This is a genomic window from Falsiroseomonas oryzae (genome assembly GCF_027856955.1).
In the GTDB taxonomy this organism is placed as follows: Bacteria; Pseudomonadota; Alphaproteobacteria; order Acetobacterales; family Acetobacteraceae; genus Falsiroseomonas; species Falsiroseomonas oryzae.
Genome location: NZ_JAPSMD010000006.1, coordinates 1 through 25,022 on the forward strand (window position 1 = coordinate 1; position 25,022 = coordinate 25,022).

The window sequence follows — 25,022 nt, forward strand, 5'->3', positions numbered from 1 at the left end:
GAGGCGCTGCGGATCGCCGGCGCGCTCTACCTGCTCTGGCTCGGCTTCGGCGCGCTGCGTGCGGCGTGGCGGGGCGGGGCGCGGCTGCAGCCGGCGGCGCCGGCCCGCGCGGCCTACCGCGACGGCCTGGTCACCAACCTGACCAACCCGAAGGTCATCCTGTTCTTCCTGGCCTTCCTGCCGCAGTTCGTGGATCCCGGCCGTGCGCCGGCGTGGCTGCAGATGGCGATCCTGGGCCCGCTGGTGCCGCTGATGGCGCTGCCGGTCTATGGCCTGCTGATCGCCGGCGCGGACCGCGCGGCGGCGCGGCTCTCGGGCTTCGCGCGCTGGCTGGACGGCGTGGCGGGCGTTCTGTTCGTGGCGCTCGGCCTGCGGCTGCTGCTGGGCGGGCGCCCGGCCTGAGCGGCTTGCATGGCGGGGCGATCCCGCCCTATCCGGGCGGACCATGTCCGCCGCCCTCCTCGCCGCGCTGCTGCTCTCGGTGGCGGCCTACATCCACACCCGCTCGGCCGATCCGCGCATGCGGCCGGAGAACCCGGTCGCGGACCTCATCTGGCGGGGCCTGGCCTTTGTCTCGCTCATCGGCTGGGGGGCGCTGATTGCGCGCGGCTTCTACCAGGCGCACTGGGCCGATGCGACCGCCGCGCTGCTCGGCTCCTTCGCGCTGAATTGGTATTTCGGCTATCGGGGCCCGCGGCCCACCTGGCCCGGCCTGTCCATGCTGTTCGCCGTCGTCGGGCTCGGCCTGGCGGCCTGGTCCTTCGCCAACGAGTAGCGAAGGTTCCGGGCCGGCCGATTCACGCCTCCGGTCTGCGCCCTTCGGCGATCGGACGGCTACGCGACCGGCGGCAGGTCGAGCCGCACCACCTCCCCCTCCGCGTCCATCGCCGGGTAGCGCCTGCGCACCAGCGGGTCGTGGCCCGGGATGACCAGGCTCTCGTCGCCGCCGGCCAGCTGCCGCGCGCGCCGCCAGCCCTGCACCATCGCACCCAGGTCGAACAGGATCGGGAAGGGGTTCTGGCGTTCCGCGTTGGCGTAGAAGTGCGCGGCGTCCACGGCCAGCACGAGCGGCCCGCGCGCGGTGGCCACGCGCACCATCTGCATCCCGTCCGTATGCCCGCCGACGCGATGCACGGTGACGCCCGGCGCGACCTCGCCCTCGCCGTCGTGGAAGCAGACGCGGTCGGCATAGACGGCGCGGACCAGCTTCACCACGTCCTCGACCTCGAAGGTGGTGCGCAGGCAGGTGCTGCACATGTGCCGGCCGGTCGCGAAGGCGACCTCCCGGTCCTGGATGTGGAAGGTGGCGTTCGGGAACAGGCCGAGATTGCCGGCATGGTCGTAATGCAGGTGGCTGATGATGACGTCGCGGATCGCCTCCGGCGTGGTGCCGACGGCGCGCAGGCAGTCGGCGACCGTGCGCATGATCGGGCGGTTGCGGCGCGCCGCCGTCTCCGGGTCGAAGCCCGTGTCCACCAGGATCTCGCGGCCGCCCGGCCCGCGCAGCAGCCAGACGAAGTAGTCGATCGGCATCGCGTCATGCGCGTCCGCCACAGGCATCAGGAAATTCGCCTGCGCCATCCGCTCATGCGCGCCGTAGCGCAGCGCCAGCACCTGCCACATCGGATCAGCCCTTCCTAGCGACCTGCGGCGAGGTCAGCTCCCCCGCCGCCAGCGCCTCCGCGAAGCGGGCGGCGGCGGTGTGGTCCTGGCCCGGCCCGAGCAGCGCGGCGGCGGCGGCCCAGAGCTCCCGCGTCTGCGCCGCCAGCGGCGCGGGCGTGTTCGTCTCCCGCCCCACCTGCAGCGCGATGGAGAGGTCCTTCACCATCAGGTCCAGCCCGAACCCGGAATCGAAGCCGCGCGACAGCACGAACTGCTTCAGCTTCTTCTGCGTGCTGTTGTTCATCCCCGTCGAGGCGTTCAGCACCTCCACCATCGTCGCGGGATCCAGCCCGAAGCGGCTGCCGATCAGCAGCGCCTCCACGCTGACCAGGAAGCCTGCCGCGCTCACCAGGTTGTTCAGCGCCTTCATCGCCTGGCCGGCACCGACATCGCCGCAGCGGGTGATGGCGGTGCCCATGGCGCGCAGCACTGGCGCGACGCGATCGAGCACGGCGGGATCGCCGCCGGTCATGATGGCGAGTTCACCGGTCTCCGCCCGTGCGACGCCGCCGGAGACGGGCGCATCCACCAGGCTGACGCCCTGCCCGGCCAGCGACTGCGCCATGGCGCGCGTGGCGGAGGGCTCGCCGGACGACATCTCGACCAAGACGGCGCCGGGCGCCAGAACGGGGCGTATCGCCGCGACGACGGCTTCCACCTCGCGGCTGGTGGGCAGGATGGTGACCACGGCATCCGCGCCCGTGGCGGCTTCCGGGGCGCCAGCCGCCGCATGGCCGCCGCAAGCCGCCGCGAAGGCGGCCGCGCGGCCCGGGACGGCGTCGTGCACGGCAACCGCGAAGCCGGCCTCCACCAGCCTTCGTGCCATCGGCCAGCCCATGCGGCCGATCCCGATGAACCCGATCCGTCCGATCGAGCCGCCCATGCGCTGCCTCCCTGCCCTTGCCGGGCAAGGCTGCGCCGTGCGCCGGGCGAGGGTCAACCGGGCGAGTCGCGGCTACACTTCAGGCGGTCCAGAGATGGAGGCGACATGTTCGAGGGCTTCACGGAAGAACGACGCCAGGGCGATGGCGTGGATCTGCGGCTGCGCCGGGGCGGCTCGGGACCGCCGCTGCTGCTGCTGCACGGCAACCCGCAGACGCACGCGATGTGGCACAAGGTCGCGCCGGTCCTGGCGCAACGGTTCACGGTCGTCTGCCCGGACCTGCGCGGCTACGGCTTCTCCGGCAAGCCGCCGGTCTCGGCCGACCATGCCGCGTATTCGAAGCGCGCCATGGCGGGCGACATGCTCGCGCTGATGCGGGGCCTCGGCTTCGAGCGCTTCCAGGTCGTCGCGCATGACCGCGGCGCGCGCGTCGCGCATCGGCTGGCGCTGGATGCCCCGGGGGCGGTGCAGCGACTCTGCGTGATGGACATCGTCCCGACGCTGCACCATTTCGAGACGACCGACATGGCCTTCGCCATGGGCTACTATCACTGGTTCTTCCTGGCCCAGCCGCACCCGAAGCCCGAGCGCATGATCCAGCGCGACGTCGAGGACTGGTTCGACCTCCACACCTCGCGGGAGCCGAAGGACAAGGGATTCTTCCACCCCGATGCGCGCGCCGACTACCTGGCTGCGCTGCACGCGCCCGGCACGGTGGAGGCGATCTGCGAGGACTACCGCGCCGCGGCGACGATCGACCTCGACCACGACCGCGCCAGTCGCGCGGCCGGCGACCGCGTCGCCTGCCCGCTGCTGGCGCTGTGGGGCGCGAAGGGGAAGGTCGGGGTCTGGTACCGCCCGCTGGAGGTCTGGCACGACTACGCCAGCGGGACGGTGACGGGCGGCCCGGTGCAGTCCGGCCACTACCTGGCCGAGGAAGCGCCGGGGGAGGTGCTGGCGGCGCTCGACGGCTTCCTGGACGCGCGGGCGAGGTAGATCAGGCGAATTCCAGCGTGACGATGGAGACGTCGTCCTCGAAGGGCTCGCCGCCCGCCAGCGCTTGCGCCGCGCGCAGCAGGCGCTCGGGCTCGGGCAGGCCCGGCACCGGCGGCTCGGACAAGGCGGGCAGGAAATCGGGCAGCGCGTTCTGCTTTCCGCCCGGTCCCTGCGTCTCGAAGGCGCCGTCGCTGAACAGGTGCAGCCGCGCCCCCGGCGGCACCGTGACGGAGCCGGTCTGCGGGGCACGGCCGGGGATGCCGCTGCCGACCGGCAGGTTGCGCGTGCCGACCGGCTCCGGCGCGCCGCCGGCGATCAGGTAGGCGGCATGGTGGCCACCGGAGACGTGGTCCAGGCGCCGCGTCGCCGGGTCGAACACGCCGTACCACAACGTGAAGAACAGCCCGCCATGCCGGTCCATCTCGAACACGGCGTCGAGCGCGGACAGCACCGCGCCGCAATCGCCGGGATCGGCACCGGGCGGGCCGCCTTCCCGTAGCATGGTCATCACCGAGGCGGCGAGCAGCGCCGAGCCCACGCCATGCCCGGCCACGTCGATCAGCCAGACCACGAAGCGGCCGTCCAGCAGCGTGCGGTAGCCGAAGCCGTCGCCGCCGACCGAGACCGACGGCACGAAGCGCCAGTCAACCCGCACGGGACCGGTCGGCAGGACAGGCGGCAGCAGCGCCTGCACGTAGTGCGCGGCCCGATCGAGGTCACGCTCGATCTCCGCCGCGCGTTCCAGCGCACGCCGGGGGCCGCGGAGATAGACCAGCGTGAAGGGTCCGACGCGGAAGCGCGTGCCGGCGCCGAGTTCCGTCGGCTGCGCGATCCGCTCCCCATCGACGATCGTGCCGTTGGTGGAGCCGAGGTCGGTCACCACCGCCCGCCCGTCCCTCAGGGCCAGGCTGCAATGGGCACGGGAAACCTCAGGCGAGGCGAGGACGAGGTCATTGCCCTCGATGCGCCCGATGCGCACCGGCAGTTCGCCCAGCACGATGCGCTTGCCGGGCGCCGAGCCCTCGCCTTCCACCTGCACCACGTGCAGCACCGAATCCTCGACCGGCGGTGGCGAAGAGCCGGGGCGGCGGATCGTCGTGCGCTCGGTATCGTCCAAAGCCGGCGACCTTCATGAATGACGGAACTGCAACATGACGTCACCGGGACGGTTCAGGCAAGGACTCAGCCCAGGCCGAGCGCCTGGAGGTCCAGGATGAAGGGCAGGTCGGTGTCGCCGGTCGCCGCGCCTTCGGCCGTGAGCAGGGCATGGGCCTGTCCGCGGTGATGGGTCTGGTGGTTGAAGAAGTGGGTGACCAGCACCCAGCGCGGCCGCGTGACGTCGCGCCCCAGCGCGGCGCTGGACCAGCTCAGGGTGCCGTCGAGCCAGGCGGCGTCGAGTCGCGCGGCCCAGGCCTCGATGCCGGCATCGGCCTCCGCGCGCGCGGCCTTCAGCGCTGACCAATCGGCGTAGAGGCCAGGGCTGGACTTGATGCCGCCCTCAGGCTTCTCCCAGGCGGCGAAGCGGTGCATCCAGGTGCGGTCGCCCCAGAGCAGGTGGCTCAGCGTGCCCTGGATGGAGCCGAAGAAGGCGCCGCGATCCGCCTGTCGCTGCGCGGGCGCCAGCCCGTCCGCGGCGGCGTAGAGGCGGCGGTTCATCTCCGCGTTGTACGCGGCCATCAGCCGCACCCAGTCGGGCGTGATCATCGGATCGCCTTCCAGAAGAACACCGCATCGGCCGGGGCGCGGTCCGGGCCGAGTTCGAAGCCGGGGATGGTGCCGACCTCCACCCAGCCCAGCTCGCGATACAGCGCCTCCGCCGCGGTGCCGAGCCGGGTGTCCAGCACCAGCAGGCTGCGGCCGATGCCGCGCGCGGCCTGCTCCGCGCGGCGCATCAGCGCACGACCGACGCCCCGGCGCCAGCAGTGCGGATCGACCATCAGCTTGGAGAGCTCGGCGCGGTGCGGGGCATTCTCCGGCATGTCCAGGCCGAGCTGCACGGTGCCGACCAGCTCCCCGTCCAGCCAGGCCACCAGCAGCACCGCCTTGCCCAATGCCACCTGGGACGAGACCTGCTTCCAGTAGGCCTGCGCGACGGCGGGCACGAGGGGCGGCAGCCAGGTGAGGCTGGCGCCGCTGGCGACGCAGGCGATCAGCAGGTCCGAGAGGCGCCGCTCCGCGCTGGCGGCCGCCGCGGCGTCCAGCGCCTCCACCACCAGTCCGGCCACCGGCTTGGCGTAGCGGAACTCCAAGCTGTTGGAGATGTCGTCCAGGATGCGGATCGAGCCCTGGCGGACATAGCCGCGCTTCTCGTAGAAGCGGTGCGCCGCCTCGAAGCGCGTGTCGGTCCACAGCACCAGGCGCTGCGCACCGCCGGTGCGGGCGTGCGCCTCTGCCGTGCCCAGCAGGTCGTGGGCCAGGCCGGTGCCGCGGCACGCCTTCGCCACATAGACCTTGCAGATCTCCCAGGCCGCGTCCTGCTGCATCGGGCGGGTGGCGGCCATGCCCACCACCTGCCCGTCCTGCTCGGCGGCCCAGAGCGCGCCGCCGTCCCGGCCGAAATAGGTCGCCAGCGCGCGCAGCTCCGGCAGCTCGCCGTCCACGTCGAGGATGCAGCCGGGATAGTCGGCCCAGCACTCGCCGATCAGGCGGATGAAACCCTCTGCGTCGCTGTCCCGTCCTCCCCGGATCCGCGCGCCCGTCATGCCAGCCCGCGGCAGAACTCCTGGATGCGCGTGCAGGCCTCGCGCAGGCTGTCGGTGTCCGTCGCGTAGGAGATGCGGATGTAGGGGCTCATGCCATAGGCGGCGCCCTGCACCACGGCGACATGCTTCTCCTCCAGCAGCGCCAGGGCGAAGTCGGTGTCGGTCGCGATGCGCCGACCGCCCGCGCTGGTCCTGCCGAGACAGCCCGCGACGTTGGGGAAGACGTAGAAGGCGCCTTCCGGCTTGTGGCAGGCGATGCCGGGCGCCTGGTTCAGCATCTCCACCACCATGTCGCGCCGCGCCTTGTAGATCGCGGCCCGCTCCTTCACGAGGTCCTGCGGGCCGTCCAGCGCGGCGGCGGCGGCCGCCTGGCCGACCGTGCTGATGCCGCTGGTCAGCTGGCTCTGCATGTTGACCATCGCCGCGATCAGCGCCTTCGGCCCGCCGCAGAAGCCGACGCGCCAGCCCGTCATCGCATAGGTCTTGGATGCGCCGTTGACGGTCAGCACGCGATCCTTGAGGCGCGGCTCGACCTCCGCGATCGTGCAGAACTCGAAGCCGTCGTACACGAGGTGCTCGTACATGTCGTCGGTCAGCACCCAGACATGCGGGTGCTTCAGCAGCACCTCGGCCAGCGCCTTCATCTCGGCGCGCGAGCAGGCCGCGCCGGTCGGGTTGTTCGGGAAGTTCAGGAACAGCCACTTGGTCTTCGGCGTGATCGCGGCGTCCAGGTCCTCCGGCCGCAGCTTGAAGCCGTTGTTCTGCGGGCAGTTGACCAGCACCGGCTTGCCGCCCGCCAGCTTCGCCATGTCGGCGTAGCTGATCCAGTAGGGCGCGGGGATCAGCACCTCGTCGCCCTGGTCGCAGGTGGCCAGCAGCGCGTTCATGATGACCTGCTTGCCGCCGTTCGAGACCATGATCTCGTCCAGCGCGTAGTCCAGGCCGTTGTCGCGCTTGAACTTGCGCTGCACGGCCTGCTTCAGCGCCTTCGTGCCGTCCTGCGGCGGATACTTGGTGTCGCCGGCCAGCGCCGCCTGGTAGGCGGCCTCGATCGCGTGGCGGGGCGTGTCGAAGTCGGGCTCGCCGATGGCCAGCGAGATCACCTTGATGCCCTGCGCGGCAAGCTCGCGCGCCTTGGTCGTCATCACCGCGGAGGCGGAGATCTCGATGTCCTTCAGGCGGCTGGCGAGCGCGGGCATGGCGGGCGGGATCTCCGGGCAGGGGGAAGGCGCAACCTAGTCCGCTGCCGCGCCCCGCTCAATCCGCGCCGCGTTCCATGATCCAGTCATGCGGCTGTTCGCCGACCAGCACGAAGCCCTGGCGTTCCCAGAAGCGTCGCGCGGGGCTCTCCTTCAGCACCTCGATCCACCAGCCGCGGCCGGGATGGCTGGCGCGCAGCGCGGCGAAGACCTCCGCGCCCACCCCCCTGCCCTGCAGCGCCGGCTCCAGGAAGAAGCTGTGCAGCTCCATGCGGTCGCCGCGGTCGTAGAGGCCGAGGCAGCCGATGACGGTGCCGTCGCGTTCGATGAGTCGGAGGCTGCGGGCCTCGAAGTGCTGGCGCATGCGCGCGCGCCGGCGTGCCGGGTCGAACCGCCCGATCCGCTCCAGATGCGCGCGCATCGTGCGGATCGAGAGGTCCAGCACATGGTCGAAATCGGCCTCCGTCGCGGGACGGAAGCCGATCGGCACTACTTCAGCCCGGCGCAGAAGGCCTGGATCCGCGTGCAGGCATCCTTCAGCGAGGCGTCGTCGGTGGCGTAGCTGATGCGGAAGTGGCCGGGGAACATGAAGGCCGCGCCGTGCACGGCGGCGACGCCCTGCTCCTCCAGCAGCGCCAGGCAGAAATCCTCGTCGGTCTCGATCCGCTTGCCGCTGGCGCTGGTCTTGCCGAGGCACCCGCGGATGTCAGGGAAGACGTAGAAGGCGCCTTCCGGCGTCGGGCAGCGCACGCCGGCAGCCTTGTTCAGCATGCCCACCACCAGGTCGCGCCGGCGCTCATAGACCTTGCGCATCTCCTCGACGCTGTCCTGCTGGCCGGTCAGCGCTTCGATGGCCGCGGCCTGGGAGATGCTGCTGGTGTTGGAGGTGGACTGGCTCTGCAGCTTGTCCATCGCCTTGATCAGCTGCACCGGCGCGCCGGCGAAGCCGATGCGCCAGCCGGTCATCGCATAGGCCTTGGAGCAGCCGTTCATGGTGACCGTGCGGTCCTTCAGCCGCGGCTCCACCTGCACCAGCGTCGCGAACTCGATGCCGTAGGTCAGCTTCTCGTAGATGTCGTCGCTGAAGATCCAGACGTCGGGGTGGCGCATCAGCACCTCCGCCAGGCCCTTGAGTTCGGCCGCCGTGTAGCCGGCACCGGACGGGTTGCAGGGGTTGTTCAGGATGAACCACTTGGTCTTCGGCGTGATCGCGGCTTCCAGCTGCTCCGGCGTGATCTTGAAGCCCTGGTTGGGGCCGCAGGGCACGATCACCGGCTTGCCCTCGGCCAGCGCGACGATGTCGGGGTAGGACACCCAGCACGGGGCGGGGATGATCGCCTCGTCGCCCGGGTTGATGGTGGCGACCAGCGCGTCGAAGATCACCTGCTTGCCGCCGGTGGCGACCAGGATCTCCTCCGGCTTGTAGTCGATGCCGTTGTCGCGCTTGAACTTCTCGGCGCAGGCCTTGCGCAGCGCCATGGTGCCGGCGACATCCGTGTACTTCGTCTCGCCGCGCTCGATGGCGGCGATGGCGGCGTCCTTGACGTTCCGCGGCGTGTCGAAATCGGGCTCGCCGGCCGCGAGCGAGATGATGTCGCGCCCCGCCGCCTTCAGGGCGCGGGCCTTCGCCGTCATGGCGATGGTCAGCGAGGGCGAGATGCGGTCCAGGCGGTCGGCGATGAGGTGCATGGCGGTTTGGCGTTCCCTGCCGCCCCGGACAGGCATGCCCCGGTCGCGGCCGGTCCGTTTCCTAATCCCACGGGCGCGGTGCGTCCACCGGCCTGGGCGTTATTCCAGGCGGAGCGGGCGGTAGCCCTGGAAGGTGAAGCCCTTGGCCCGCATGCATTCCCGCCGCCAGGCGTCGCGCGGTCCGCTGGCCACGTCCACCCAGGCATAGCGCGCCGGCCGCCAGCGGGAGAAGGTCTCGCACACCTCGCGCCCGTCCCGTTGGCGCCAGCACCGACGGTCCCGGTCGTAGCCGGCGGGTTCCACCATCTGCCAGACCATCTGGGGCGGCACCGCCAGTTCCGAGCGGTCCTGACAGACGGCATTGGTGGCATCCGCCTCGGCCTCGGTCGTGCCCGGCCGCACCCAGCGCTCGGCGCAGCCGCCGACGAGCAGGACGAGCAGGAGAAGCAGGGCGCGTGGCATCACGGTCGCACCGTGGTGGGCGGGCCGGCCCGCAGGCCGTCCAGGGTGTAGCCCTGCTGCCGCATGCAGGCCCGCGCAAGCTCCATCCGCGCGTCGCGGTTCACGTCCACGTTCTCGTAGGTCGCCGCGACGCGGTGGGAGTATTCGTCGCGGCAGACCTCCCGGCCGCCCTGGTTGCGGCAGACGCGGCGGTAGACCGTGCGCTCTGGGGAGCTCTCGCGGCGCTCCATCCGCGCGGGAATGGAAGCGGCGGCGGCCTGCTGGCAGCGGGCGAAGTCGCGGTCGGCCTGCTCCACGGTCGTGCCGGGGCGCTGCCAGTTCTCGGCGCAGCCGGCCAGCGGCAGGCTCAGCAGCAGGGCGGGAAGCAATCGGCGCATCGCGTCGTCAGGCTGGCGCGGGAGAGCGCCGGGATTGTGGCAAGGATCAGGCGCGCGGTGGGCGGAAGCCGAGCCGCAGCGCCAGCAGCAGGGTGGCCGCCACCGCCAGCACGGTCAGCGTGGCCAGCGCGTAGAGTTCAGGCGTCAGGCCGAGCCGCACGGCGGAGAACACCACCATCGGCAGCGTCGAGGCGCCCGGCCCGGAGACGAAGCTGGCGATCACCAGGTCGTCGAGCGAAAGGGTGAAGGCCAGCAGCCAGCCGGCTGCGATCCCCGGCGCTGCCAGGGGCAGCGTGATCAGCAGGAACACCCGCCAGGGCCGCGCGCCGAGGTCCATCGCCGCCTCCTCGAGGCTCAGGTCAAGGTCGCGCAGCCGGGCCTGCACGACCACCGCCACGTAGGCGGCACCGAAGGTGGCATGCGCGATCGCCACCGTGGTGGCGCCGCGTCCGGCCGGGAAGCCGAAGGCCTGCTCCAGCGCGACAAACAGCAGCAGCAGCGACAGGCCCGTGATGACCTCCGGCATCACCAGCGGTGCCGCCATCATGCCGGCGAAGGCGCCGCGCCCGCGGAACCGCCCGAAGCGCGCCAGCGCGAAGCCGGCCAGGGTGCCGAGGATGGTCGCCATGGTGGCCGAGACGGCGGCGATGCGCAGCGAGAGGAACAGCGCCTCCATCAGCGCCTCGTTGCGCCACAGCGCCACGTACCAGCGGGTGGAGACGCCGGTCAGGCTGGTGACCAGCCGGCTCTCGTTGAAGGAGAACACGGCCATCAGCAGGATCGGCAGGTAGAGGAAGGCGAAGCCGAAGCCGAGCGGCACCAGCAACCGGCCGAGACCACTCATCGCTCCGCATCCCTCGTCGCGCGCGACTGGAACAGCGCGATCGGCAGCACGAGCAGCAGCAGCAGCACGACCGCCAGCGCCGAGGCCAGGGGCCAGTCGCGGTTCTGGAAGAACTCGGTCCAGAGCACGCGGCCGATCAGCTGCGCGCCCGGGCCGCCCAGCAATTCCGGGATGACGAACTCGCCGACGGCAGGAATGAACACCAGCAGGTAGCCGGCGACCACGCCGGGCAGGGAGAGCGGCAGCGTCACCGCCAGGAAGCCGCGCCAGGGCCGGGCGCCGAGGTCCGCCGCCGCCTCGAGCAGCGCCGGATCCAGCCTGGACAGGGAGGCGTAGAGCGGCAGCACCATGAAGGGCAGGTAGCAATAGGTGATGCCCAGATACATCGCGAGGTCGGTGTAGAGCAGCCGCAGCGGATCCTCGATCAGGCCCAGGGCGAGCAGCGCGCCGTTGATCCAGCCCTGGTCCTGCAGCAGTCCGATCCAGGCGGTGACGCGCAGCAGGAAGGAGGTCCAGAAGGGCAGCACGACCAGCATCAGCAGCGTGTTGCGCCAGCCCTCCGGCGCGCGCGCGATGGCCAGCGCCATCGGGTAGCCGACCAGCAGGCAGAGCGTGGCGGAGACCGCGGCCACGCGCAGGCTGCGCAACGCGGCCTCGGCATAGAACGGGTCCTCCAGCAGCAGCTGCAGGTTCGCCATGTTCAGCTGCAGCTGCAGCGCGCCGTCCTCGCCCCGCCGCAGCAGCGGCGCGTAGGGTGGGATCCCCTCCGCAGGTTCGGCGAAGCCGATGGAGAGCACGATGGCGAAGGGGGCCGCGAAGAACAGCAGCATCCAGGCCGCCGGCAAGGCCAGCACCAGGGCGCGGCGGAGGCGCGGCGTCACTCCGGCAGCACCAGGCTGGCCTGGCCGTCCCAGGTGACGACGACCTGGTCGTCCCAGTCCACCGGGCGCTCCGTGATGCGGCGCAGGTTGGGCTGGCTGACGCGCAGCACGCGGCCGCCATCCAGCTCCACATGGTACATGAAGAAGTCGCCGAAATAGGCAATGTCGCGCACGCGGCCGGCGAGGCGGTTCTCGCCGTGCCGCGCCTCCGCGGCGTCGACCCGGTCGATCCTCAGCCGCTCGGGCCTCAGCGCCACGTAGACACGGCTGCCGGGCGGCTTCGGCGCCGGCGCGTCGGAGAGAATGGCCATGTCGAACTCGGCCGAGCCGATGCGCGTGCCGGCCGGCCCCGTCGTTTCCACCACGCCGTCCAGGATGTTGGCAGTGCCCAGGAATTCGGCGGTGAAGCGGCTGTTCGGGAGCTCGTACACCTCGCCGGGCGTGCCGACCTGCGCCAGCGTGCCGCGGTCCATCACGCCGAGCCGCGTGGCCATCGTCATCGCCTCCTCCTGGTCGTGGGTGACGATGACGAAGGTGGTGCCGGTGCGCTCCTGGATGGATTGCAGCTCGAACTGCATGGATTCCCGCAGGTTCTTGTCGAGCGCGGAGAGCGGCTCGTCCAGCAGCAGCAGCTTCGGCCGCTTCGCCAGGGCCCGCGCCAGCGCGATGCGCGCGCGCTGCCCGCCGGACAGCGCAGCCGGCCTGCGCGCCTCGAAGCCCTCCATGCGCACCAGCGCCAGCATCTCGGCCACGCGCTCCCGCGCCGCGGCGCGCGGCACGCCGTCCATGCGAAGGCCGAAGGCGATGTTCTGCGCGACGGTCATGTGCGGGAACAGCGCGTAGGACTGGAACATCATGTTCACCGGCCGCGCATGGGCCGGCACGCCGGCCATGTCCTGCCCGTCCAGCACGACGCGACCGGCGTCCGGTCGCTCCAGCCCCGCCAGGATGCGCAGCAGCGTGGACTTGCCGGAGCCCGACCCGCCGAGCAGCGCGAAGAACTCGCCGCGGTAGATCGACAGATCGATGCCATCCAGAGCGGCGAAGCCGCCGAAGCGCTTCGTCACGCCCTCGATGCGCAGGAAGGGCTCGGCCGCCGGATCGCGCCAGGGCTCGTCGAAGCGGCGCGACCGCGCCGGGATGGCGGTGCCGGGCGCTGCGCTCACCGACCCGCCTTGAACCGCGCCCAGACCCGCGACCGGGCGCGCTCCGCGGCCTGCGGCACCGGGCCGATGGTGAAGAAGCGCGCGCGCAGCGCCTCCGGCGGGAAGACCGCCGGGTCGTCGGCCACCTCCGGCGCGACCAGCGCGCGGCTGGCCGGCACGCCGTTCGGGTAGCGGACGTGGTTGGTGATGGCGGCCATCACGTCCGGCTGCAGCAGGAAGTTGATGAAGGCGTGCGCGGCTTCGGGGTTCGGCGCGTCGGCGGGGATGGCGAGCAGGTCGAACCAGAGCTGCGCGCCCTCCCGCGGCGCCACGTATTGCACGGCCACGCCGCGGTTCGCCTCGCGCGCGCGCAGCCCGGCCTGGATCATGTCGCCGGAATAGCCGAAGGCGAGGCACGACTGGCCGCCGGCCAGCGCCTCGATGGCGCCGCCGGTCGAGAAGTTGCGGATGAAGGGCCGGATCGCCAGCAGCGCTCGCTCCACCTCGCGCAGGTCGCCCGCATCGGTGCTGTTCGGATCCTTGCCGAGGTAGTGCAGCACCGTCGGGATCACGTCGATCGCGCTGTCCATCATGGTGATGCCGCAGCGGGCGATGCGGCGGGCGTGCTGCGGGTCCATCAGCAGCGCCAGGCTGTCCATCGGCGCATCGGGCGCCAGCGCGCGGATGCGCTCGGCATTCAGGCCGAGCCCGATGGTGCCCCAGAGATACAGCGCGCCGAAACGGTTCTCGGGATCGGAGGCGGCGACCTGCGCCTGCAGCGCCGGGTCCAGGTTGCGCAGGTTCGGCAGCAGCGCGCGGTCCAGCGGCCGGAAGGCCCCGGCGCGCGCCAGGCGCGAGAAGGTGGGCTCGCTGGTCGGCACCACGATGTCGTAGCCCGTGCGCCCGGCGGACAGCCGGCCCTCCAGCGTCTCCAGGCTGTCGAACACGTCGTAGCGCACGCGGATCCCGGTTTCCCGCGTGAAGCGCTGGACCATGTAGGGGTCGATGTAGTCGTTCCAGTTGAACACGTTCAGCACGCGTTCCTGTGCCGCCAGGGGTGCGGCGAGCAGCGTCGCGGCCAGGCAGGCGCCGAGCAGGAACAGGCGTCGCATGGGCATCTCCCGGATGGGGCCGATTCGGGTGGGCAGACCCTACCACGCATGGCCGTCTGCGCCGCGAGGCAGGACAGGATACCGCTGTTCTAGGATATTTTTCTTGACTTCGTTGCGCCGCCCGGGCTAGACCGGCGCTGCCACGGGGCGAGGTGCGTCCAGCCTCGCCCGGCAACACCCCCATCTCGCGCAGGCCCTGCGCCCGGCACCGCCGGCACGCAGGCCACGCGCGCCCCCGTGCCGCCCGAGCCGCGCGCGGGTGCCATCCCGTCCCTCGTCCGTACTCCCGAGGTCCCGGCACGCGCAGCCGCGCGCGCCGCGGCCGCGCGCGCCCGACCGGAGACCCGCATGCCTTTCGACAACGCCTCGCTCGTCCCGCTCGTCGCCAATGGCGGGTTCACCATCTGGCTCTATCGCACCACCGATACGCGGGCGGCCGCGCTCGCGCCCGGCTACTTCGCCGGCGCCGCCGCGCGCCTGGTCAGCGGCGACGTGATGTTCCTGCAGGCCGCCGATGCGCTCACGCTGACCACCGTGCGACTGGGCACGGACATGGCGCCGGGCCTGGTGGTGGATACCTTCGCCGTGCCCTTCCGCGTCAACCGCACCTCCGCGCAGCGCTTCTCGGTCCGGCAGGTGGCCAGCGCGGTGGCAATGAGCGTCCTGCTTGCGCCGCTCGCCGGCAACCCGATCGCCGGCGGCACCGTGCAGGCCGAGGCAGCGGTCGCGGGCCCGGTGGCGCAGGTCGCCTTCTCGATCAGCGACGCCGGCGGCACGACGGTTCGCGGGCCGCAGACGGCAGCGGTCAGCGGCGGCTCCGCCAGCGCCACCTTGCCGGCGCCGGCGGCCGGCACGGGCTACCGGCTGCGCGTGGAGGCGGTCGGCTTCCCGCAGGTCGCGGATCTCTCCGCGCCGTTCGCGGTCAGCGCGCCGTACGTGCTGCTGACCCAGGCGGGCGACGTGCTGGTCACGCAGGCGGGCGACCGGCTGCTGATCTGACGGCCCCTCCCCTCCCCGCTCCCCGATCCGCGCAACGAACGAGAGGGCCCGATGGCCGACACACGCATCTCCGACCTTCCGGTCGCCACCGAACTGGCGGCCGCCGATCTCGCGCCCGTGGTGCAGGGCATCGGCGTGGCGGCGCAGACGCGCCGCGCCAGCTTCGCTCAGATCACCGCCGGCATCTTCGTCGAGCGGATGTTCCATGTCCGCGACTACGGCGCAGTCGGCAACGGCACCGCTGACGACACGGCCGCTATCCAGGCAGCGATCGACGCGGCGGCGGCGGCCGGCGGCGGCATCGTCCGGCTCGGCCCGCGGCGCTACCGCGTCGCGGCGGCCGAGCTGGTGGTGAAGGAGAATGTCTGCCTCGAGGGGCCGATCTTCCCCGGCGGCCAGCGCCCGGCCGGCGATTACCGCACCATCCCCGGCACCATACTGCTGGATGCGGCACGCACCGTCCGGGTGATGCGCGCCGCCACGCTGCGCCGCGTCGCGGTGATCCGCGACGGCATGGGCGCGCCGCCGGCGACGATGCGCGCCGGCATCAACCTGCGCGCCGCGATGGCCGGCACCGCCATCACCATCGGCGACGCGTCGGGCACGCATCACGACGTGCTGGTGGAAGACGTGCTGGTGCTGGGCTTCGACCTGGCGCTGCGATCCGACAACAGCCAGCGCCTGAATATCCGGCGCATGCGCGGGGACTGCCGCAACGGCATCTGGCTGTCGCGCACCTACGACGTCACGCGCATCCACGATGTGCATTTCTGGCCCTTCCTGACCGGCAACCTGGGCACCGTCTCGCTGGTGCAGTTCACCGTCACCGGTGCCGCGAACAACGGCGCGGGTCTGGTGCGGATCACCACCGCCACCGCGCATGGCCTGGTCACCGGGGATCTGGTGAACGTCACCGGCCTGGGCGGCATCCCGCCCGGCAACATCCGCGCGCTCGCCACCGTGGTCGATGCGACGCGGGTGGACCTGCAGGGCGTCGGCTTCTCCGGCGGCTGGACAGGCGGTGGGGTGCTCTCGGTCTGGAACAACCGTCGCCAGGGCACCGCCTTCCGCGTCGAGAGCAGCGACGTGGCGGAGTTCGTCAACTGCTTCTGCTACGGCTTCGACATCGGCTTCGACCTGGGCGACGGCGCGCAGTCGATCCAGTTGCACAACTGCAGCGTCGACGACCTGCTGACCCTGCGCGACCCCTTCACGCTCGGCACCTGGATCCGCGGCAGCGCCTTCCGCACCAAGTGGGTGGGCGGCTTCATCAGCAGCATGGCCACCGCCATCCGCGTGCAGAGCAGCGCCTCCAACAACGGCGACAACCAGTTCGTCGGCGTGATGGTGGGCGGCGGCGGCTCCGGGCGCACGGCGGAGGTGCTGGATGGCGGCCTGACGCTGGTCGCCTGCGATCTGCCCGCGGCCTCGGTCTTCCTGGCCAGTACCGGCGACAGCCTCTCCGTCGTCGCCTCGGACACGCGCAGCGCGACCTTCACCGGCCAGACGCCGGCCGACACCTCCCGCATCGTGCTGGTCGGCAACCGCACCCAGGCCGCGCGCGGCTCGGCGGACGGGACCATCACGGTGCTCTCCCGCCGGTCCGAGACGCAGGGCGCCGAGCTCGACTTCGAGAACCAGGACGCGGCGACGGCCTATGCCGTCTCGATCGGCACCGGGTCGCTGGCGCCGCTGCAGATCGGCGGCACGCCGGGCACCAACCCGAATGGCGGCCTGCTGCTCGGCGCCAATGCGTCGATGACGGCGCCCATGACCGTCACGCTGCGCCGCGTCTCGGCCACCCCCGCAAATGGCCACACGCTCGGCCAGGTGGTGTTCAGCGGTCACAACGCCGCCGGCACCGAGACCGCCTTCGCCCGCGCCGGCGGCATCAGCGAGACCGTCGCCGCCGGATCCGAAACCGGCGCCTTCGTGGTGGAGACCCGCGGCACGGGCGGCCTGGCGGAGCGGCTGCGCATCGCCTCCACCGGCACGGTGACGCTGCAGGGCCCGCTGGTGCTTCCCGCCGACCCGACCGCCGCGCTGCAGGCCGCGACGAAGGGCTATGTGGACGCGCAGTTCACCGCCCGCCGCCTGCCGGTGGTCGCCACCGCATCGACCACCGCGCTGACGCTCGCCGCGCATAACGGCCGCCTGGTCAGTGCCAATGCCGGCACGACGCTGTCCATCGACTGGGCGGCGACAGGCGACGGCTTCTCCTGCCTCGTCGTGAACCGGACCGGCGCCGATCTCGCCCTCACCCTGGCCGGCTTCACGGCCGCGACGCCGACCAACCCGGACGGGCTGACCAGGATCCGCGCCGGCGGCCTTGCCACGCTGCTCGCCTTCAGCCCGGACGGCGGCACCACGCGTGTGCTGCTGCTGTCCGGCGCCGCCGCGCCCTGACCTTCCACAGGAGCCTGAGATGACCGACTGGACCCTCTGCCGCTGGCACGGCCCGCCCGAGGCGGTGGCCGCGGCGCTGCGCACGCTCGGCTGGAACGGGCCGGAGGACGCGCCCGGCGCAGCCATCGACCCGCGCGTCGGCGGCTTCATCCCGCCCGCCGGCGAGGCCCCGCGCGAGGTGGATGGCGTGGCCTATGCCGCGCTGGTGGCGCGCGAGGCGCTGCCACTGCCGGCCGGGCTTGCCGAGACCCCGGCGGAGCTCTCCGCGACGCTGATCGGCAGCTTCTGACACCCGCCCTGCCGCCGCCACCGCCAGGCCGCCTGCGCGGCTGGCTCCGACACCGACCCGAAAGGATCCCGACCGGATGACCGACCTGACCGACCACGCGAAGAACCTGCTGGCCCGGGCGCTGTGCGGACGCCTGCCGAGCCTGCCGACTGCGGCTTGGGCCGCGCTGGGCACCGGCGGCTCGGACGCCGCCGGCATCACCGGCGAGCCGGCCGGCACCGGCTATGCCCGCCAGCGCGTGACCTTCACGGGCACCGGCGCGCAGCGCAACGCTGCGGCGCTGAGCTTCACCTTCACCAGCGCGGCCGGGACGCTGACCCATCTCGGCCTCTTCGACGCCGCGACGGGCGGCAATCCGCTGACCTGGGCGCCGCTCTCGGCGTCCGTCACGGTGGCCGGGCCAGGGACCGTCACGGTTGCCGTCGACGCCCTGACCGTCACGCCCGAGTAGCCCGCGATAGCCCTGAGTGTGCACACCGAAGGTGGGCACGGCGAAGGGCGTTAATCGCCGGGCCAGAGAAGCGAGACCGGCGTAGCCCTGAACGCAGTCAGGGCTACGCCGGTCGAGCCTTCAGGTGTACGGCCGTCGTGACACGGCCGAACGTTGCCCAGCCAGCCTGACACCGCGACTGTCAAAGCCTCTTGAAGCCGAGTGACGGGGTCGGATATCTTCGCGGTGTCGGGGTTGGGGAGTGAGACGGGGGTGAACCCGCTTGATGCTGCCCGTCGCATGGCGCGCGAGGCGCTGGGCGAGGGCGAGGTATGCGCCACCTGTGGGTCCAGGGTTGCCGGCCTGTGCCGTCCGCTCGACGCGGCAAGCCTGGACGACGTGCTGGCCGAGACGGAACAGCTCAGCCTGTCGCCGCGGGACATGCTGTTCGGCGAAGGTGACAAGGCCGCGCACATCTACACCCTGGTCCAGGGCACCGCGAAGCTCACGCGGCTGCTGCCGGACGGGCGCGAGCAGGTGCTGGGCTTCCGGTTCGCCGGCGACGTGCTGGGCTATACCGGCGCGGACCATTATCCCTTCGCCGCGCAGCTGCTGACGCCCGCGCAGGTCTGCCGGATCGAACGCCGGCGGCTGGATGGCTTGCTGCGGCGCTATCCCGCCCTGGAGCGACGGCTTCTCGATCTCTGCGTCCAGGAACTTGCGGCCACGCAGGAGCAGCTGGTCACCGTCGGCCGCCGCACCGCCGAGGCGCGCGTCGCTGCCTTCCTGCTGTCCCTGACCGAGGCCGGCCGGCGGCGCCACCAGGTCGGGGCGGTGCTCGATATGCCGATGACGCGGGGCGATATCGCCGATTTCCTGGGCCTGACCCTGGAGACGGTGAGCCGCACCCTCACCGCCTTCCGGCGCCGCGGCTGGGTGCGGGAGCCCAGCCACGGCCGCGTCGAGCTGCTGAAGCGCGAGGCGCTGCTGGAACTGACCGACGGCAGCATGGAGGACTGACCCGGCACCGCCCCTGGCGCCGCGGCCTTCCACTTGCGAAGATCGCGCGGCGGCCGCCGGCTTCCCCCGGAGCGCCGCCAGATGGCCAAGAGGCGGGCGGACCATGGACATCCGCGCCACAGGTGCGGCACCGGATATCCTGACGCCGGAGGCGGCGGTGCGCAGCATCACGCCCGGCAGCCGCATCTTCCTGGGCTCCGCCTGCGCGACGCCGCAGGCCCTGATCGCCGCGCTGGAAGCCATGGCCTCCCCGCCCGCCGACGTGGAACTTGTCAGCTTCGTCGCCGGCATGCCGCCCGGCGGGTCGCCCGCGCTGCGTTCCCGCTTCCGCCACCGCATCTTCTTCGTCGGCAGCGACATGCGGGCGGCGGTGGCCAGCGGGCTGGCCGACTATGTCCCGATCGCGCTGGACGAGGTGCCGGCCCTGCTGGCGAGCGGGCGGCTGCGCATCGACCTCGCGCTGCTGCAGGTCTCGCCACCCGATCCGCGCGGCTTCGTCAGCCTCGGCGTCTCGGTCGAGCTGGGGCCGGCCGTGCTCGCCACGGGCTGCCGGGCGATCGCGGAGATGCTGCCCGGCATGCCCCGCACCCATGGCGAGAGCTTCGTGCCGGCGGGACGCTTCGCCGCGCTGGTGCCGGTGACGGGCGGGGTCGCCGAATACCTCCACCCGCCACTGGACGCCGAGGTCGCGCGCCGCGTGGCGCGGCACGCCGCCTCCGTCATCGAGGACGGATCGACGCTGCATGTCGGCATGGGCCGCCTGCCGAACGAGGCGCTGCGCCATCTGGCGGACCGTCGCGACCTGGGCTTCCACGGCGACGTGGTGATGGACGGGGTGCTGGACCTCGTCGAGGCCGGGGCGCTGACCGGCGCGCGCAAGCGCAGCTATCCCGGCCGCGTCGTCGCAAGCCGGGCATTCGGTAGCGCGCGGCTCTATGCCGCGCTGGACGACAACCCGCTCTTCGCCTTCCTGCCCATCGAGCGCGCCTGCGACCAGGCGCTGCTGGCCTCCGAGCCGAAGCTGGTCTCGCTGACGCAGGCCTTCGCGGTAGACCTGACCGGCCAGGCGACGGTGGACCATGCCGAGGGCACGCTCTACGGCGGCATCTCCACCCAGCCTGCCTTCCTGCGCGCCGCCGCGCGCTCCGCCGGCGGCAAGCCGATCATCTGCCTGCCCGCCACCGCGCCGGACGGCCAGTCCAACATCCGCGACCTGCTGCCGCCCGGGGCCGCCGTGGGCGTGCCGCGCGCGGATGTGCACTTCGTCGCCACGGAGCACGGCATCGCGCATCTGTTCGGGAAATCCCTGCGCGAGCGCGCCCTGGCCCTGATCGAGATCGCCGACCCCGCGCATCGCCCCGCTCTGCTCGATGCGGCCAAGGCGCGCGGCCTGCTGCCCGCCGGGCAGCGCCTCGCCTCGCAACGCCCCTATCCGGTGGAGGAGGAGCGGCGCGTTGCGCTCAAGGACGGGGCCGAGGTGTTGATCCGCCCGACCCGCGCCGGCGACGCGCCCGCGGTGCAGGCGCTGTTCCATCGGCTGAGCGAGGAGGACCGCTACACGCGCTTCTTCGCACGGCTCCGCAGCCTGTCGCAGCAGGAGGCCGAGCGGCTCTGCAACGTGGACCATGACACCGCCGTCGCCTTCCTGGCCGTCACCGGCCCGCGCGAGGCGGAGGAAGCTGTGGCCAGCGCCTGCTATTTCCTCGATCCGCGCAGCAACCTGGCGGAGGTGGCCTATATGGTCGCACCGGCGTGGCAGGGGCGCGGGCTCGGCGCTGCGCTGCAGTCCCGCCTTCAGGACTATGCCCAGGCGCGCGGCGTGCGCGGCTTCGTCGCGGCGATCCTGCCGCGCAACGCGCGCATGAAGCGCCTCGCGGCCACCTCGGCCGGACGGGTGACGATCGAGCGGGAGGAGGACGAGGTGCGCATGACGATCATGTTCGAGGCCCCGGCATGAGCGCCGGCGACACCGCCGGCGTGCCGCCCGGCATCTCCGCCGCCGCGCGCCTCTACGGCCCAGCCGAGGAGGTGGTGCATGCCGGCGAGCCGGGGCGCGAGATGTTCGTCGTGATCTCCGGCGAGGTGGAGGTGCTCGGCACGGATGGCGCGACGGAAAGCCGTCTGGGCCCCGGCGGCGTGTTCGGCGAGATCGCTCTGGTGGATGGCGGCCCGCGGATGCGCAGCGTGCGCGCCGGCCCGAGTGGCGCACGGCTGCTGCCGGTGGACGAGGCACGCTTCGTCTACCTGGTCAGCCAGCAGCCTGCCTTCGCGCTCTCGGTCATCGCGTCGCTGGTGCGCTACCAGCGCGGCACGCCGGCGCCGCCCCCCCGCGATGCCACGTTCCGTCGCGCGCCGGGCGGCTTCCAGGCCGTGGAGCTGCGGCCGGGGCTGCTGCAATTGCGGTCCCTGTCACGCGCCGCCAACGCGTACCTGATCGTCGGCGACCGCCGCCGCGTGCTGGTCGATGCCGGCTTCGCCTCGACAGCGCCGGCCCTGGCCGCGGCGCTGACCGAGGCCGGCCATCCTGCCGACACGCTCGACCTGGTGGTGCTGACGCACGAGCATGCCGACCACGCCGCGGGGGTCGGCTGCCTGCCGGCTGGGCCGCTGGTTGCCGCGCATCGGCTGGCGGCGACGAAGATCGTCCATGGCGACGACTTCGCCACGGTGCGCGACCTGTTCGGCGAGAACGCGCCCCCCGCCCGCGTGGACCTGACGCTGGAGGAGGGATCCGTCATCGCGGCGCCGCCCTGGCGCTTCACCGTCCTGCACACCCCGGGCCACACCTCCGGCAGCATCTCGCTGCACGATCCGGACAGCGGGACGCTGATCTCCGGCGACACGGTGATGGGCGGAGGCGCGCTGGGCGGCATCTTCGCGTCCGGCAACATCAGCGACTACGCGCTGTCGCTCGAGCGCCTGGCCGCGCTGCGCCCGCGGCTGCTGCTGCCTGGGCATGGCGCCGTGTCGGGCCAGGCGGAGGCGGAACTCGGCGTCGCGGTTGGCCGAGCGCGGGGGTTGCTGGCCGAGACGCGCGACATCTTTGGCGCGATGGGCAGCATGACACAGGGGTTGGAAGCGATCCTGCGCTCGGTGCGGGCGTTGGCCAGGTGACAGCCGCAACACGCCGGGCCGCCGCTGGTGCTGCTGGAGAGGATTGAACTCTCTCCAGAAGCCACGAATTGCCAGGAAAACCAAGCATGAATCGAGGGTGCCGAACGAAGACTTTGTAGCACATCGGTGTAGTCGCTCCTAGAGCGCGGCCATACCGAGTGTGAGGTTCCGACATACCCCTTCTGGCGCCACGTAGCCGCGCTGGCGTGAGCAAAGGCCGCGCAACTCGGTCGCCAATGCCGGCCGCGTCGACCAATTGGTGACCGCTGCCGCGATCCGGCGGGCCCTGCCCAGCAAGATCAAAGGTTGTCCGCGCCCGAGCCAGTCCGCGATAGCGGCGGGCGCCTCGTCGAGCGCGTTGCGGAGTGGGCGCTGGCAGGGTGCGGCCGCTACGTGGTGGCATCCGCCATGGTCACGACGAGCGCGCCCTGTTGCCCGCGGGTGCGGTCTGACCGATGGAGCGCTGACCCATCCGCGCTGCCGTCGGCGCGTGCCGAAGCCCAAACGTGCGGAAGGTTGATCGACGGCCGATGGCAGGACCGCTCCCCACCCTTGCGGAAGCTCCGTCAAAGCGCGTCAGAGCACGCGCCCAGCTGCCCAGCACCGACTCACGACAGCGCCCGGTAATGCCGGACCACCGCGCCCACGATCGCACCCAGGGTGCGCGCTCGGGCGATGCGGTCGTCTGCGCCCTCGCGCCGTGCCACCCAGTTCCCGCCAGCGCGCTCAAGGCGGACCCGGTAGCCCTCGGCGAGGTCGAGCCAGCGGAAGCCGTCGCCGCGGTGGATGCGGATGTCGCGGCCGTCCACCCGCCGCACCAGCGGGCGCGGCAGGCGCCGGTCGGATCGATAGCCGGCCACGGCCCTACCCCGCCGCGAACATCAGGCGCAGGTCGCGACGCGCCCCGGCCGGCACCACCGCGACGAACAGGATCGCGCCGCCTGTCCCGGCCAGCACCTTCGCCCGCACGCGCCGCAGGTCGGCGAGCGCCGCGTCCACCTGGGCCGCGAGCGCCGCGCGGTCGGGCTCGTCCATCCCGGCGGCACAGTCCGCCACGTCGCGCATGAGGTCCGCGAAGGTGTGCCAGGCGTCCTGCCTTGCCTCGTCCCGCTCGAGCTCGTCGGCGCCGACCACCTGATGCACCGCCGCCGCTGCCGCCATCCGCACCAGCTCCGTGCCGGTGGCGGGTCGCATCGGCGGCAAGGGTCCCGGCCCTTCACCCCAGGGCATGGGGATGTGCCCCCAGCTTTGACGTCGCAAGGTCCGTCCGCTGCTCGCGCGGCGCCCAGAAGCGGCTGCCGGGAGCCCAGTCGGCGAGCTGCCGCGCCACTGGCAGCGGCGATGGCCGGGATTGCGTGCCCCGGACCGCCTGGGCGCGCAGCCACGCCGGCGGCGCGGGGCGCTCGACGAGGGCAAGGTCCGCCGCGGTCAGCGCACCCTCGGCAATCCAGCTCGGCCACATCGACGCGGGCAACAGCACCGGCATCCGGGCGTGCGCCGGTGCGAGAAGCTCGTTGGCCTCCGTGGTGACGATCGCGAAGCGCGGCCCGCCGGGGCCGTCCTCCCACACCGCCGCGATAGCGACGCTCACCCCGTCCGCGACCCGCACCGCGATCGGCGTGCGCTTCACCCCGCGCTGCGTGTAGCCGTCCATCGCGACCAGGCAGCGCCCGCGCCGCGCCATGCGCCGCCCGCGCATCCGCTCGACCGGCACCTGCAGCACCGGGCGGCGCGGGTCCGATGGCGTGGGGATGCCCCAGCGCATCGCCGCGGGCACCACATCGCCCGTGTCGGGCGCGCGCATCAGGACGAGGCAGGGATCCCCGGGCCGCCGGTCGTAAGGCGGCACGCCGAGCACCTCCGGCTCACCCTGCAGCACGCCGCGGGGCATGGGAGCCTCCCTTGCGGGGCGGCGCGCGGCGCTCCCCACTGCCGCCCCCCTTGGCGGTGCTCCCCTTCTTCGCCGCGCCCCGCGCTGGCGCGGCCCGGCGCTCTTCCTTCTTGTCGCTCGCCACCGGGCCCTGCGGCGCCTTCAGCGATCGGCGCAGCGCCTCCATGAGGTCGATGACGTTGCTCTCGGCCGGCTCCTGCGTCGGCCGGTGGACGACGCGCTCGCCCTCGGCCTTGCTCTCGACCAGCTCGCGCACGGCCTCCTTGTAGCGGTCGTGGAACTCGGCCGGGTCGAAGGGCCCCTTGGCCTGGGCGATGATCTGCTGGGCGATCTCGACCATGCGCTTGTCGATCTTCACCTCGGCGATCGTCTCGAAGGCGTCGTCCTCGCTGCGCACTTCGTCGTGGCTGTGCAGGGTGGAGAGCAGCATGCCCTTGCCGCGTGCCTCGACGGCGACGATCCGCTCCCGGCTGGACATCACCAGGCGGCCGAGGGCGACCTGGTGCTCACCGCGCATCGCCTCGCGGATCACCGCATAGGCGTCCTGCGCGGGCTTGCCGTCGGGCACGAGGTAGTAGGGCTCGTCCCAATAGAGGCGGTCGATCTCGCGGCCGTCCACGAAGCGCTCGATGTCGATGACCTTCGTGCTCTCCAGCTTGAGCTTCTTCAGCTCCTCGTCCTCGACGACGACATACCTGTCCCGCTCGACCTGGTAGCCGCGCACCAGGTCCTTGCGTTCGACGAGGCCGTCATCCGGGTCCTTCCAGGCCTGCCGGACGCGGTTGAGGGTCTCGCGGTGCAGGAGATTGAAGTGGACCTGATCGCCCTCGCCCACCGCCTTGAAGAGCCGGACAGGGCAGGTGACGAGCGACAGTCGAAGGTGCCCCTCCCATGTCGGTCGTGCTGCCATGCGCGTGGTCT

The 25,022-nt window shown here is 72.3% G+C and carries 28 protein-coding genes; 10 read left to right on the plus strand and 18 right to left on the minus strand.

The genetic code is table 11. The features are described from left to right. A partial coding sequence (locus OZN99_RS01660) for a LysE family translocator (protein ID WP_270933424.1) occupies positions 1–402 on the plus strand: 402 nt, incomplete at its 5' end. A 43-nt stretch (positions 403–445) separates the two neighbouring features. Then, the gene (locus tag OZN99_RS01665) at positions 446–775 is read left to right on the plus strand and encodes a hypothetical protein (protein ID WP_270933425.1); all 330 of its coding nucleotides are present in this window, start codon (positions 446–448) and stop codon (positions 773–775) included. A 59-nt stretch (positions 776–834) separates the two neighbouring features. On the opposite strand, the gene OZN99_RS01670 is transcribed toward OZN99_RS01665, so the two are convergent. Next, complete coding sequence (locus tag OZN99_RS01670; protein WP_270933426.1) at positions 835–1,623, minus strand: N-acyl homoserine lactonase family protein; 789 nt, start codon at positions 1,621–1,623, stop codon at positions 835–837. Between the two features lie 4 nt (positions 1,624–1,627). Further along, positions 1,628–2,545, minus strand: a complete 918-nt coding sequence (locus tag OZN99_RS01675) for an NAD(P)-dependent oxidoreductase (RefSeq protein ID WP_270933427.1) — start codon at positions 2,543–2,545, stop codon at positions 1,628–1,630. Between the two features lie 105 nt (positions 2,546–2,650). Here OZN99_RS01675 and OZN99_RS01680 point away from each other — a divergent pair, with 105 nt between their 5' ends. Beyond that, a complete protein-coding gene (locus tag OZN99_RS01680; protein ID WP_270933428.1) occupies positions 2,651–3,541 on the plus strand; it encodes an alpha/beta fold hydrolase in 891 nt (296 codons plus the stop codon). A 1-nt stretch (position 3,542) separates the two neighbouring features. On the opposite strand, the gene OZN99_RS01685 is transcribed toward OZN99_RS01680, so the two are convergent. The 12 genes from OZN99_RS01685 to OZN99_RS01740 all read right to left on the minus strand — a co-directional run bounded on the left by OZN99_RS01685 (position 3,543) and on the right by OZN99_RS01740 (position 13,952). Then, positions 3,543–4,658, minus strand: coding sequence for a PP2C family protein-serine/threonine phosphatase (locus OZN99_RS01685; protein WP_270933429.1), 1,116 nt, complete (start codon positions 4,656–4,658; stop codon positions 3,543–3,545). 65 nt (positions 4,659–4,723) lie between these two features. Further along, entirely contained in the window at positions 4,724–5,245 is a 522-nt protein-coding gene (locus OZN99_RS01690) for a DinB family protein (RefSeq protein ID WP_270933430.1), read from the minus strand. Then, a complete protein-coding gene (locus OZN99_RS01695) occupies positions 5,242–6,243 on the minus strand; it encodes a GNAT family N-acetyltransferase (RefSeq protein ID WP_270933431.1) in 1,002 nt (333 codons plus the stop codon). The genes OZN99_RS01690 and OZN99_RS01695 overlap by 4 nt, the downstream gene beginning before the upstream one ends. Then, a complete protein-coding gene (locus tag OZN99_RS01700; RefSeq protein ID WP_270933432.1) occupies positions 6,240–7,442 on the minus strand; it encodes a pyridoxal phosphate-dependent aminotransferase in 1,203 nt (400 codons plus the stop codon). The genes OZN99_RS01695 and OZN99_RS01700 overlap by 4 nt, the downstream gene beginning before the upstream one ends. Before the next feature lie 58 nt (positions 7,443–7,500). Further along, a complete protein-coding gene (locus OZN99_RS01705) occupies positions 7,501–7,932 on the minus strand; it encodes a GNAT family N-acetyltransferase (RefSeq protein WP_270933433.1) in 432 nt (143 codons plus the stop codon). Beyond that, on the minus strand, positions 7,932–9,131 hold the full coding sequence (locus tag OZN99_RS01710) for a pyridoxal phosphate-dependent aminotransferase (protein ID WP_270933434.1): 1,200 nt from the start codon (positions 9,129–9,131) through the stop codon (positions 7,932–7,934). Before OZN99_RS01710 ends, OZN99_RS01705 begins: the two co-directional genes overlap by 1 nt. 99 nt (positions 9,132–9,230) lie before the next feature. Beyond that, on the minus strand, positions 9,231–9,593 hold the full coding sequence (locus OZN99_RS01715) for a hypothetical protein (protein ID WP_270933435.1): 363 nt from the start codon (positions 9,591–9,593) through the stop codon (positions 9,231–9,233). After that, complete coding sequence (locus OZN99_RS01720; RefSeq protein WP_270933436.1) at positions 9,593–9,970, minus strand: hypothetical protein; 378 nt, start codon at positions 9,968–9,970, stop codon at positions 9,593–9,595. The genes OZN99_RS01715 and OZN99_RS01720 overlap by 1 nt, the downstream gene beginning before the upstream one ends. A gap of 46 nt (positions 9,971–10,016) precedes the next feature. Then, on the minus strand, positions 10,017–10,814 hold the full coding sequence (locus tag OZN99_RS01725; protein ID WP_270933437.1) for an ABC transporter permease subunit: 798 nt from the start codon (positions 10,812–10,814) through the stop codon (positions 10,017–10,019). After that, positions 10,811–11,695, minus strand: coding sequence for an ABC transporter permease subunit (locus OZN99_RS01730; RefSeq protein WP_270933438.1), 885 nt, complete (start codon positions 11,693–11,695; stop codon positions 10,811–10,813). Before OZN99_RS01730 ends, OZN99_RS01725 begins: the two co-directional genes overlap by 4 nt. Further along, complete coding sequence (locus tag OZN99_RS01735; protein ID WP_270933439.1) at positions 11,692–12,861, minus strand: ABC transporter ATP-binding protein; 1,170 nt, start codon at positions 12,859–12,861, stop codon at positions 11,692–11,694. Before OZN99_RS01735 ends, OZN99_RS01730 begins: the two co-directional genes overlap by 4 nt. Next, positions 12,858–13,952 carry a polyamine ABC transporter substrate-binding protein gene (locus OZN99_RS01740; RefSeq protein ID WP_270933440.1) on the minus strand — a complete coding sequence of 365 codons (1,095 nt, stop codon included), beginning with the start codon at positions 13,950–13,952 and terminating at the stop codon, positions 12,858–12,860. Before OZN99_RS01740 ends, OZN99_RS01735 begins: the two co-directional genes overlap by 4 nt. Positions 13,953–14,300: 348 nt before the next feature. Here OZN99_RS01740 and OZN99_RS01745 point away from each other — a divergent pair, with 348 nt between their 5' ends. From OZN99_RS01745 to OZN99_RS01775, 7 genes are all read left to right on the plus strand, one after another. Beyond that, positions 14,301–14,951: a hypothetical protein gene (locus OZN99_RS01745; protein WP_270933441.1), complete on the plus strand. Its 651-nt coding sequence runs from the start codon at positions 14,301–14,303 to the stop codon at positions 14,949–14,951. Between the two features lie 51 nt (positions 14,952–15,002). Then, positions 15,003–17,357 (plus strand): glycosyl hydrolase family 28-related protein, encoded by a 2,355-nt coding sequence (locus OZN99_RS01750; protein WP_270933442.1) that lies wholly within the window; start codon positions 15,003–15,005, stop codon positions 17,355–17,357. A 19-nt stretch (positions 17,358–17,376) separates the two neighbouring features. After that, positions 17,377–17,646, plus strand: coding sequence for a hypothetical protein (locus OZN99_RS01755; protein WP_270933443.1), 270 nt, complete (start codon positions 17,377–17,379; stop codon positions 17,644–17,646). A gap of 76 nt (positions 17,647–17,722) precedes the next feature. Continuing rightward, positions 17,723–18,097: a phage tail fiber protein gene (locus tag OZN99_RS01760; protein WP_270933444.1), complete on the plus strand. Its 375-nt coding sequence runs from the start codon at positions 17,723–17,725 to the stop codon at positions 18,095–18,097. Positions 18,098–18,349: 252 nt separating this feature from the next. After that, a complete protein-coding gene (locus OZN99_RS01765) occupies positions 18,350–19,096 on the plus strand; it encodes a Crp/Fnr family transcriptional regulator (RefSeq protein WP_270933445.1) in 747 nt (248 codons plus the stop codon). A 103-nt stretch (positions 19,097–19,199) separates the two neighbouring features. Next, positions 19,200–21,053 carry a GNAT family N-acetyltransferase gene (locus OZN99_RS01770; RefSeq protein WP_270933446.1) on the plus strand — a complete coding sequence of 618 codons (1,854 nt, stop codon included), beginning with the start codon at positions 19,200–19,202 and terminating at the stop codon, positions 21,051–21,053. Beyond that, positions 21,050–22,210 carry an MBL fold metallo-hydrolase gene (locus tag OZN99_RS01775; RefSeq protein WP_270933447.1) on the plus strand — a complete coding sequence of 387 codons (1,161 nt, stop codon included), beginning with the start codon at positions 21,050–21,052 and terminating at the stop codon, positions 22,208–22,210. Before OZN99_RS01770 ends, OZN99_RS01775 begins: the two co-directional genes overlap by 4 nt. 608 nt (positions 22,211–22,818) lie before the next feature. On the opposite strand, the gene OZN99_RS01780 is transcribed toward OZN99_RS01775, so the two are convergent. The 4 genes from OZN99_RS01780 to ku are packed head-to-tail and all read right to left on the minus strand — an operon-like array spanning position 22,819 to position 25,011. Beyond that, positions 22,819–23,070, minus strand: coding sequence for a hypothetical protein (locus tag OZN99_RS01780; protein WP_270933448.1), 252 nt, complete (start codon positions 23,068–23,070; stop codon positions 22,819–22,821). 4 nt (positions 23,071–23,074) lie between these two features. After that, positions 23,075–23,404, minus strand: a complete 330-nt coding sequence (locus OZN99_RS01785) for a hypothetical protein (protein WP_270933449.1) — start codon at positions 23,402–23,404, stop codon at positions 23,075–23,077. A 22-nt stretch (positions 23,405–23,426) separates the two neighbouring features. Continuing rightward, positions 23,427–24,101, minus strand: coding sequence for an SOS response-associated peptidase family protein (locus OZN99_RS01790; protein ID WP_270933450.1), 675 nt, complete (start codon positions 24,099–24,101; stop codon positions 23,427–23,429). Then, positions 24,076–25,011: a non-homologous end joining protein Ku gene (ku, locus tag OZN99_RS01795; protein ID WP_270933451.1), complete on the minus strand. Its 936-nt coding sequence runs from the start codon at positions 25,009–25,011 to the stop codon at positions 24,076–24,078. Before ku ends, OZN99_RS01790 begins: the two co-directional genes overlap by 26 nt. Positions 25,012–25,022 lie beyond the last annotated feature (11 nt).

What these genes read in the sequence shown, in the direction of transcription:
- OZN99_RS01790 (WP_270933450.1), bottom strand. Translation starts at nt 24,101, where the DNA reads ATGCCCCGCGGCGTGCTGCAGGGTGAGCCGGAGGTGCTCGGCGTGCCG.
- OZN99_RS01770 (WP_270933446.1), top strand. Translation starts at nt 19,200, where the DNA reads ATGGACATCCGCGCCACAGGTGCGGCACCGGATATCCTGACGCCGGAG.
- OZN99_RS01750 (WP_270933442.1), top strand. Translation starts at nt 15,003, where the DNA reads ATGGCCGACACACGCATCTCCGACCTTCCGGTCGCCACCGAACTGGCG.
- OZN99_RS01745 (WP_270933441.1), top strand. Translation starts at nt 14,301, where the DNA reads ATGCCTTTCGACAACGCCTCGCTCGTCCCGCTCGTCGCCAATGGCGGG.
- OZN99_RS01675 (WP_270933427.1), bottom strand. Translation starts at nt 2,545, where the DNA reads ATGGGCGGCTCGATCGGACGGATCGGGTTCATCGGGATCGGCCGCATG.
- OZN99_RS01715 (WP_270933435.1), bottom strand. Translation starts at nt 9,593, where the DNA reads ATGCCACGCGCCCTGCTTCTCCTGCTCGTCCTGCTCGTCGGCGGCTGC.
- OZN99_RS01785 (WP_270933449.1), bottom strand. Translation starts at nt 23,404, where the DNA reads ATGCGACCCGCCACCGGCACGGAGCTGGTGCGGATGGCGGCAGCGGCG.
- OZN99_RS01670 (WP_270933426.1), bottom strand. Translation starts at nt 1,623, where the DNA reads ATGTGGCAGGTGCTGGCGCTGCGCTACGGCGCGCATGAGCGGATGGCG.
- OZN99_RS01740 (WP_270933440.1), bottom strand. Translation starts at nt 13,952, where the DNA reads ATGCGACGCCTGTTCCTGCTCGGCGCCTGCCTGGCCGCGACGCTGCTC.
- OZN99_RS01690 (WP_270933430.1), bottom strand. Translation starts at nt 5,245, where the DNA reads ATGATCACGCCCGACTGGGTGCGGCTGATGGCCGCGTACAACGCGGAG.
- OZN99_RS01710 (WP_270933434.1), bottom strand. Translation starts at nt 9,131, where the DNA reads ATGCACCTCATCGCCGACCGCCTGGACCGCATCTCGCCCTCGCTGACC.
- OZN99_RS01720 (WP_270933436.1), bottom strand. Translation starts at nt 9,970, where the DNA reads ATGCGCCGATTGCTTCCCGCCCTGCTGCTGAGCCTGCCGCTGGCCGGC.
- OZN99_RS01775 (WP_270933447.1), top strand. Translation starts at nt 21,050, where the DNA reads ATGAGCGCCGGCGACACCGCCGGCGTGCCGCCCGGCATCTCCGCCGCC.
- OZN99_RS01760 (WP_270933444.1), top strand. Translation starts at nt 17,723, where the DNA reads ATGACCGACCTGACCGACCACGCGAAGAACCTGCTGGCCCGGGCGCTG.
- OZN99_RS01725 (WP_270933437.1), bottom strand. Translation starts at nt 10,814, where the DNA reads ATGAGTGGTCTCGGCCGGTTGCTGGTGCCGCTCGGCTTCGGCTTCGCC.
- OZN99_RS01755 (WP_270933443.1), top strand. Translation starts at nt 17,377, where the DNA reads ATGACCGACTGGACCCTCTGCCGCTGGCACGGCCCGCCCGAGGCGGTG.
- OZN99_RS01680 (WP_270933428.1), top strand. Translation starts at nt 2,651, where the DNA reads ATGTTCGAGGGCTTCACGGAAGAACGACGCCAGGGCGATGGCGTGGAT.
- ku (WP_270933451.1), bottom strand. Translation starts at nt 25,011, where the DNA reads ATGGCAGCACGACCGACATGGGAGGGGCACCTTCGACTGTCGCTCGTC.
- OZN99_RS01695 (WP_270933431.1), bottom strand. Translation starts at nt 6,243, where the DNA reads ATGACGGGCGCGCGGATCCGGGGAGGACGGGACAGCGACGCAGAGGGT.
- OZN99_RS01665 (WP_270933425.1), top strand. Translation starts at nt 446, where the DNA reads ATGTCCGCCGCCCTCCTCGCCGCGCTGCTGCTCTCGGTGGCGGCCTAC.
- OZN99_RS01700 (WP_270933432.1), bottom strand. Translation starts at nt 7,442, where the DNA reads ATGCCCGCGCTCGCCAGCCGCCTGAAGGACATCGAGATCTCCGCCTCC.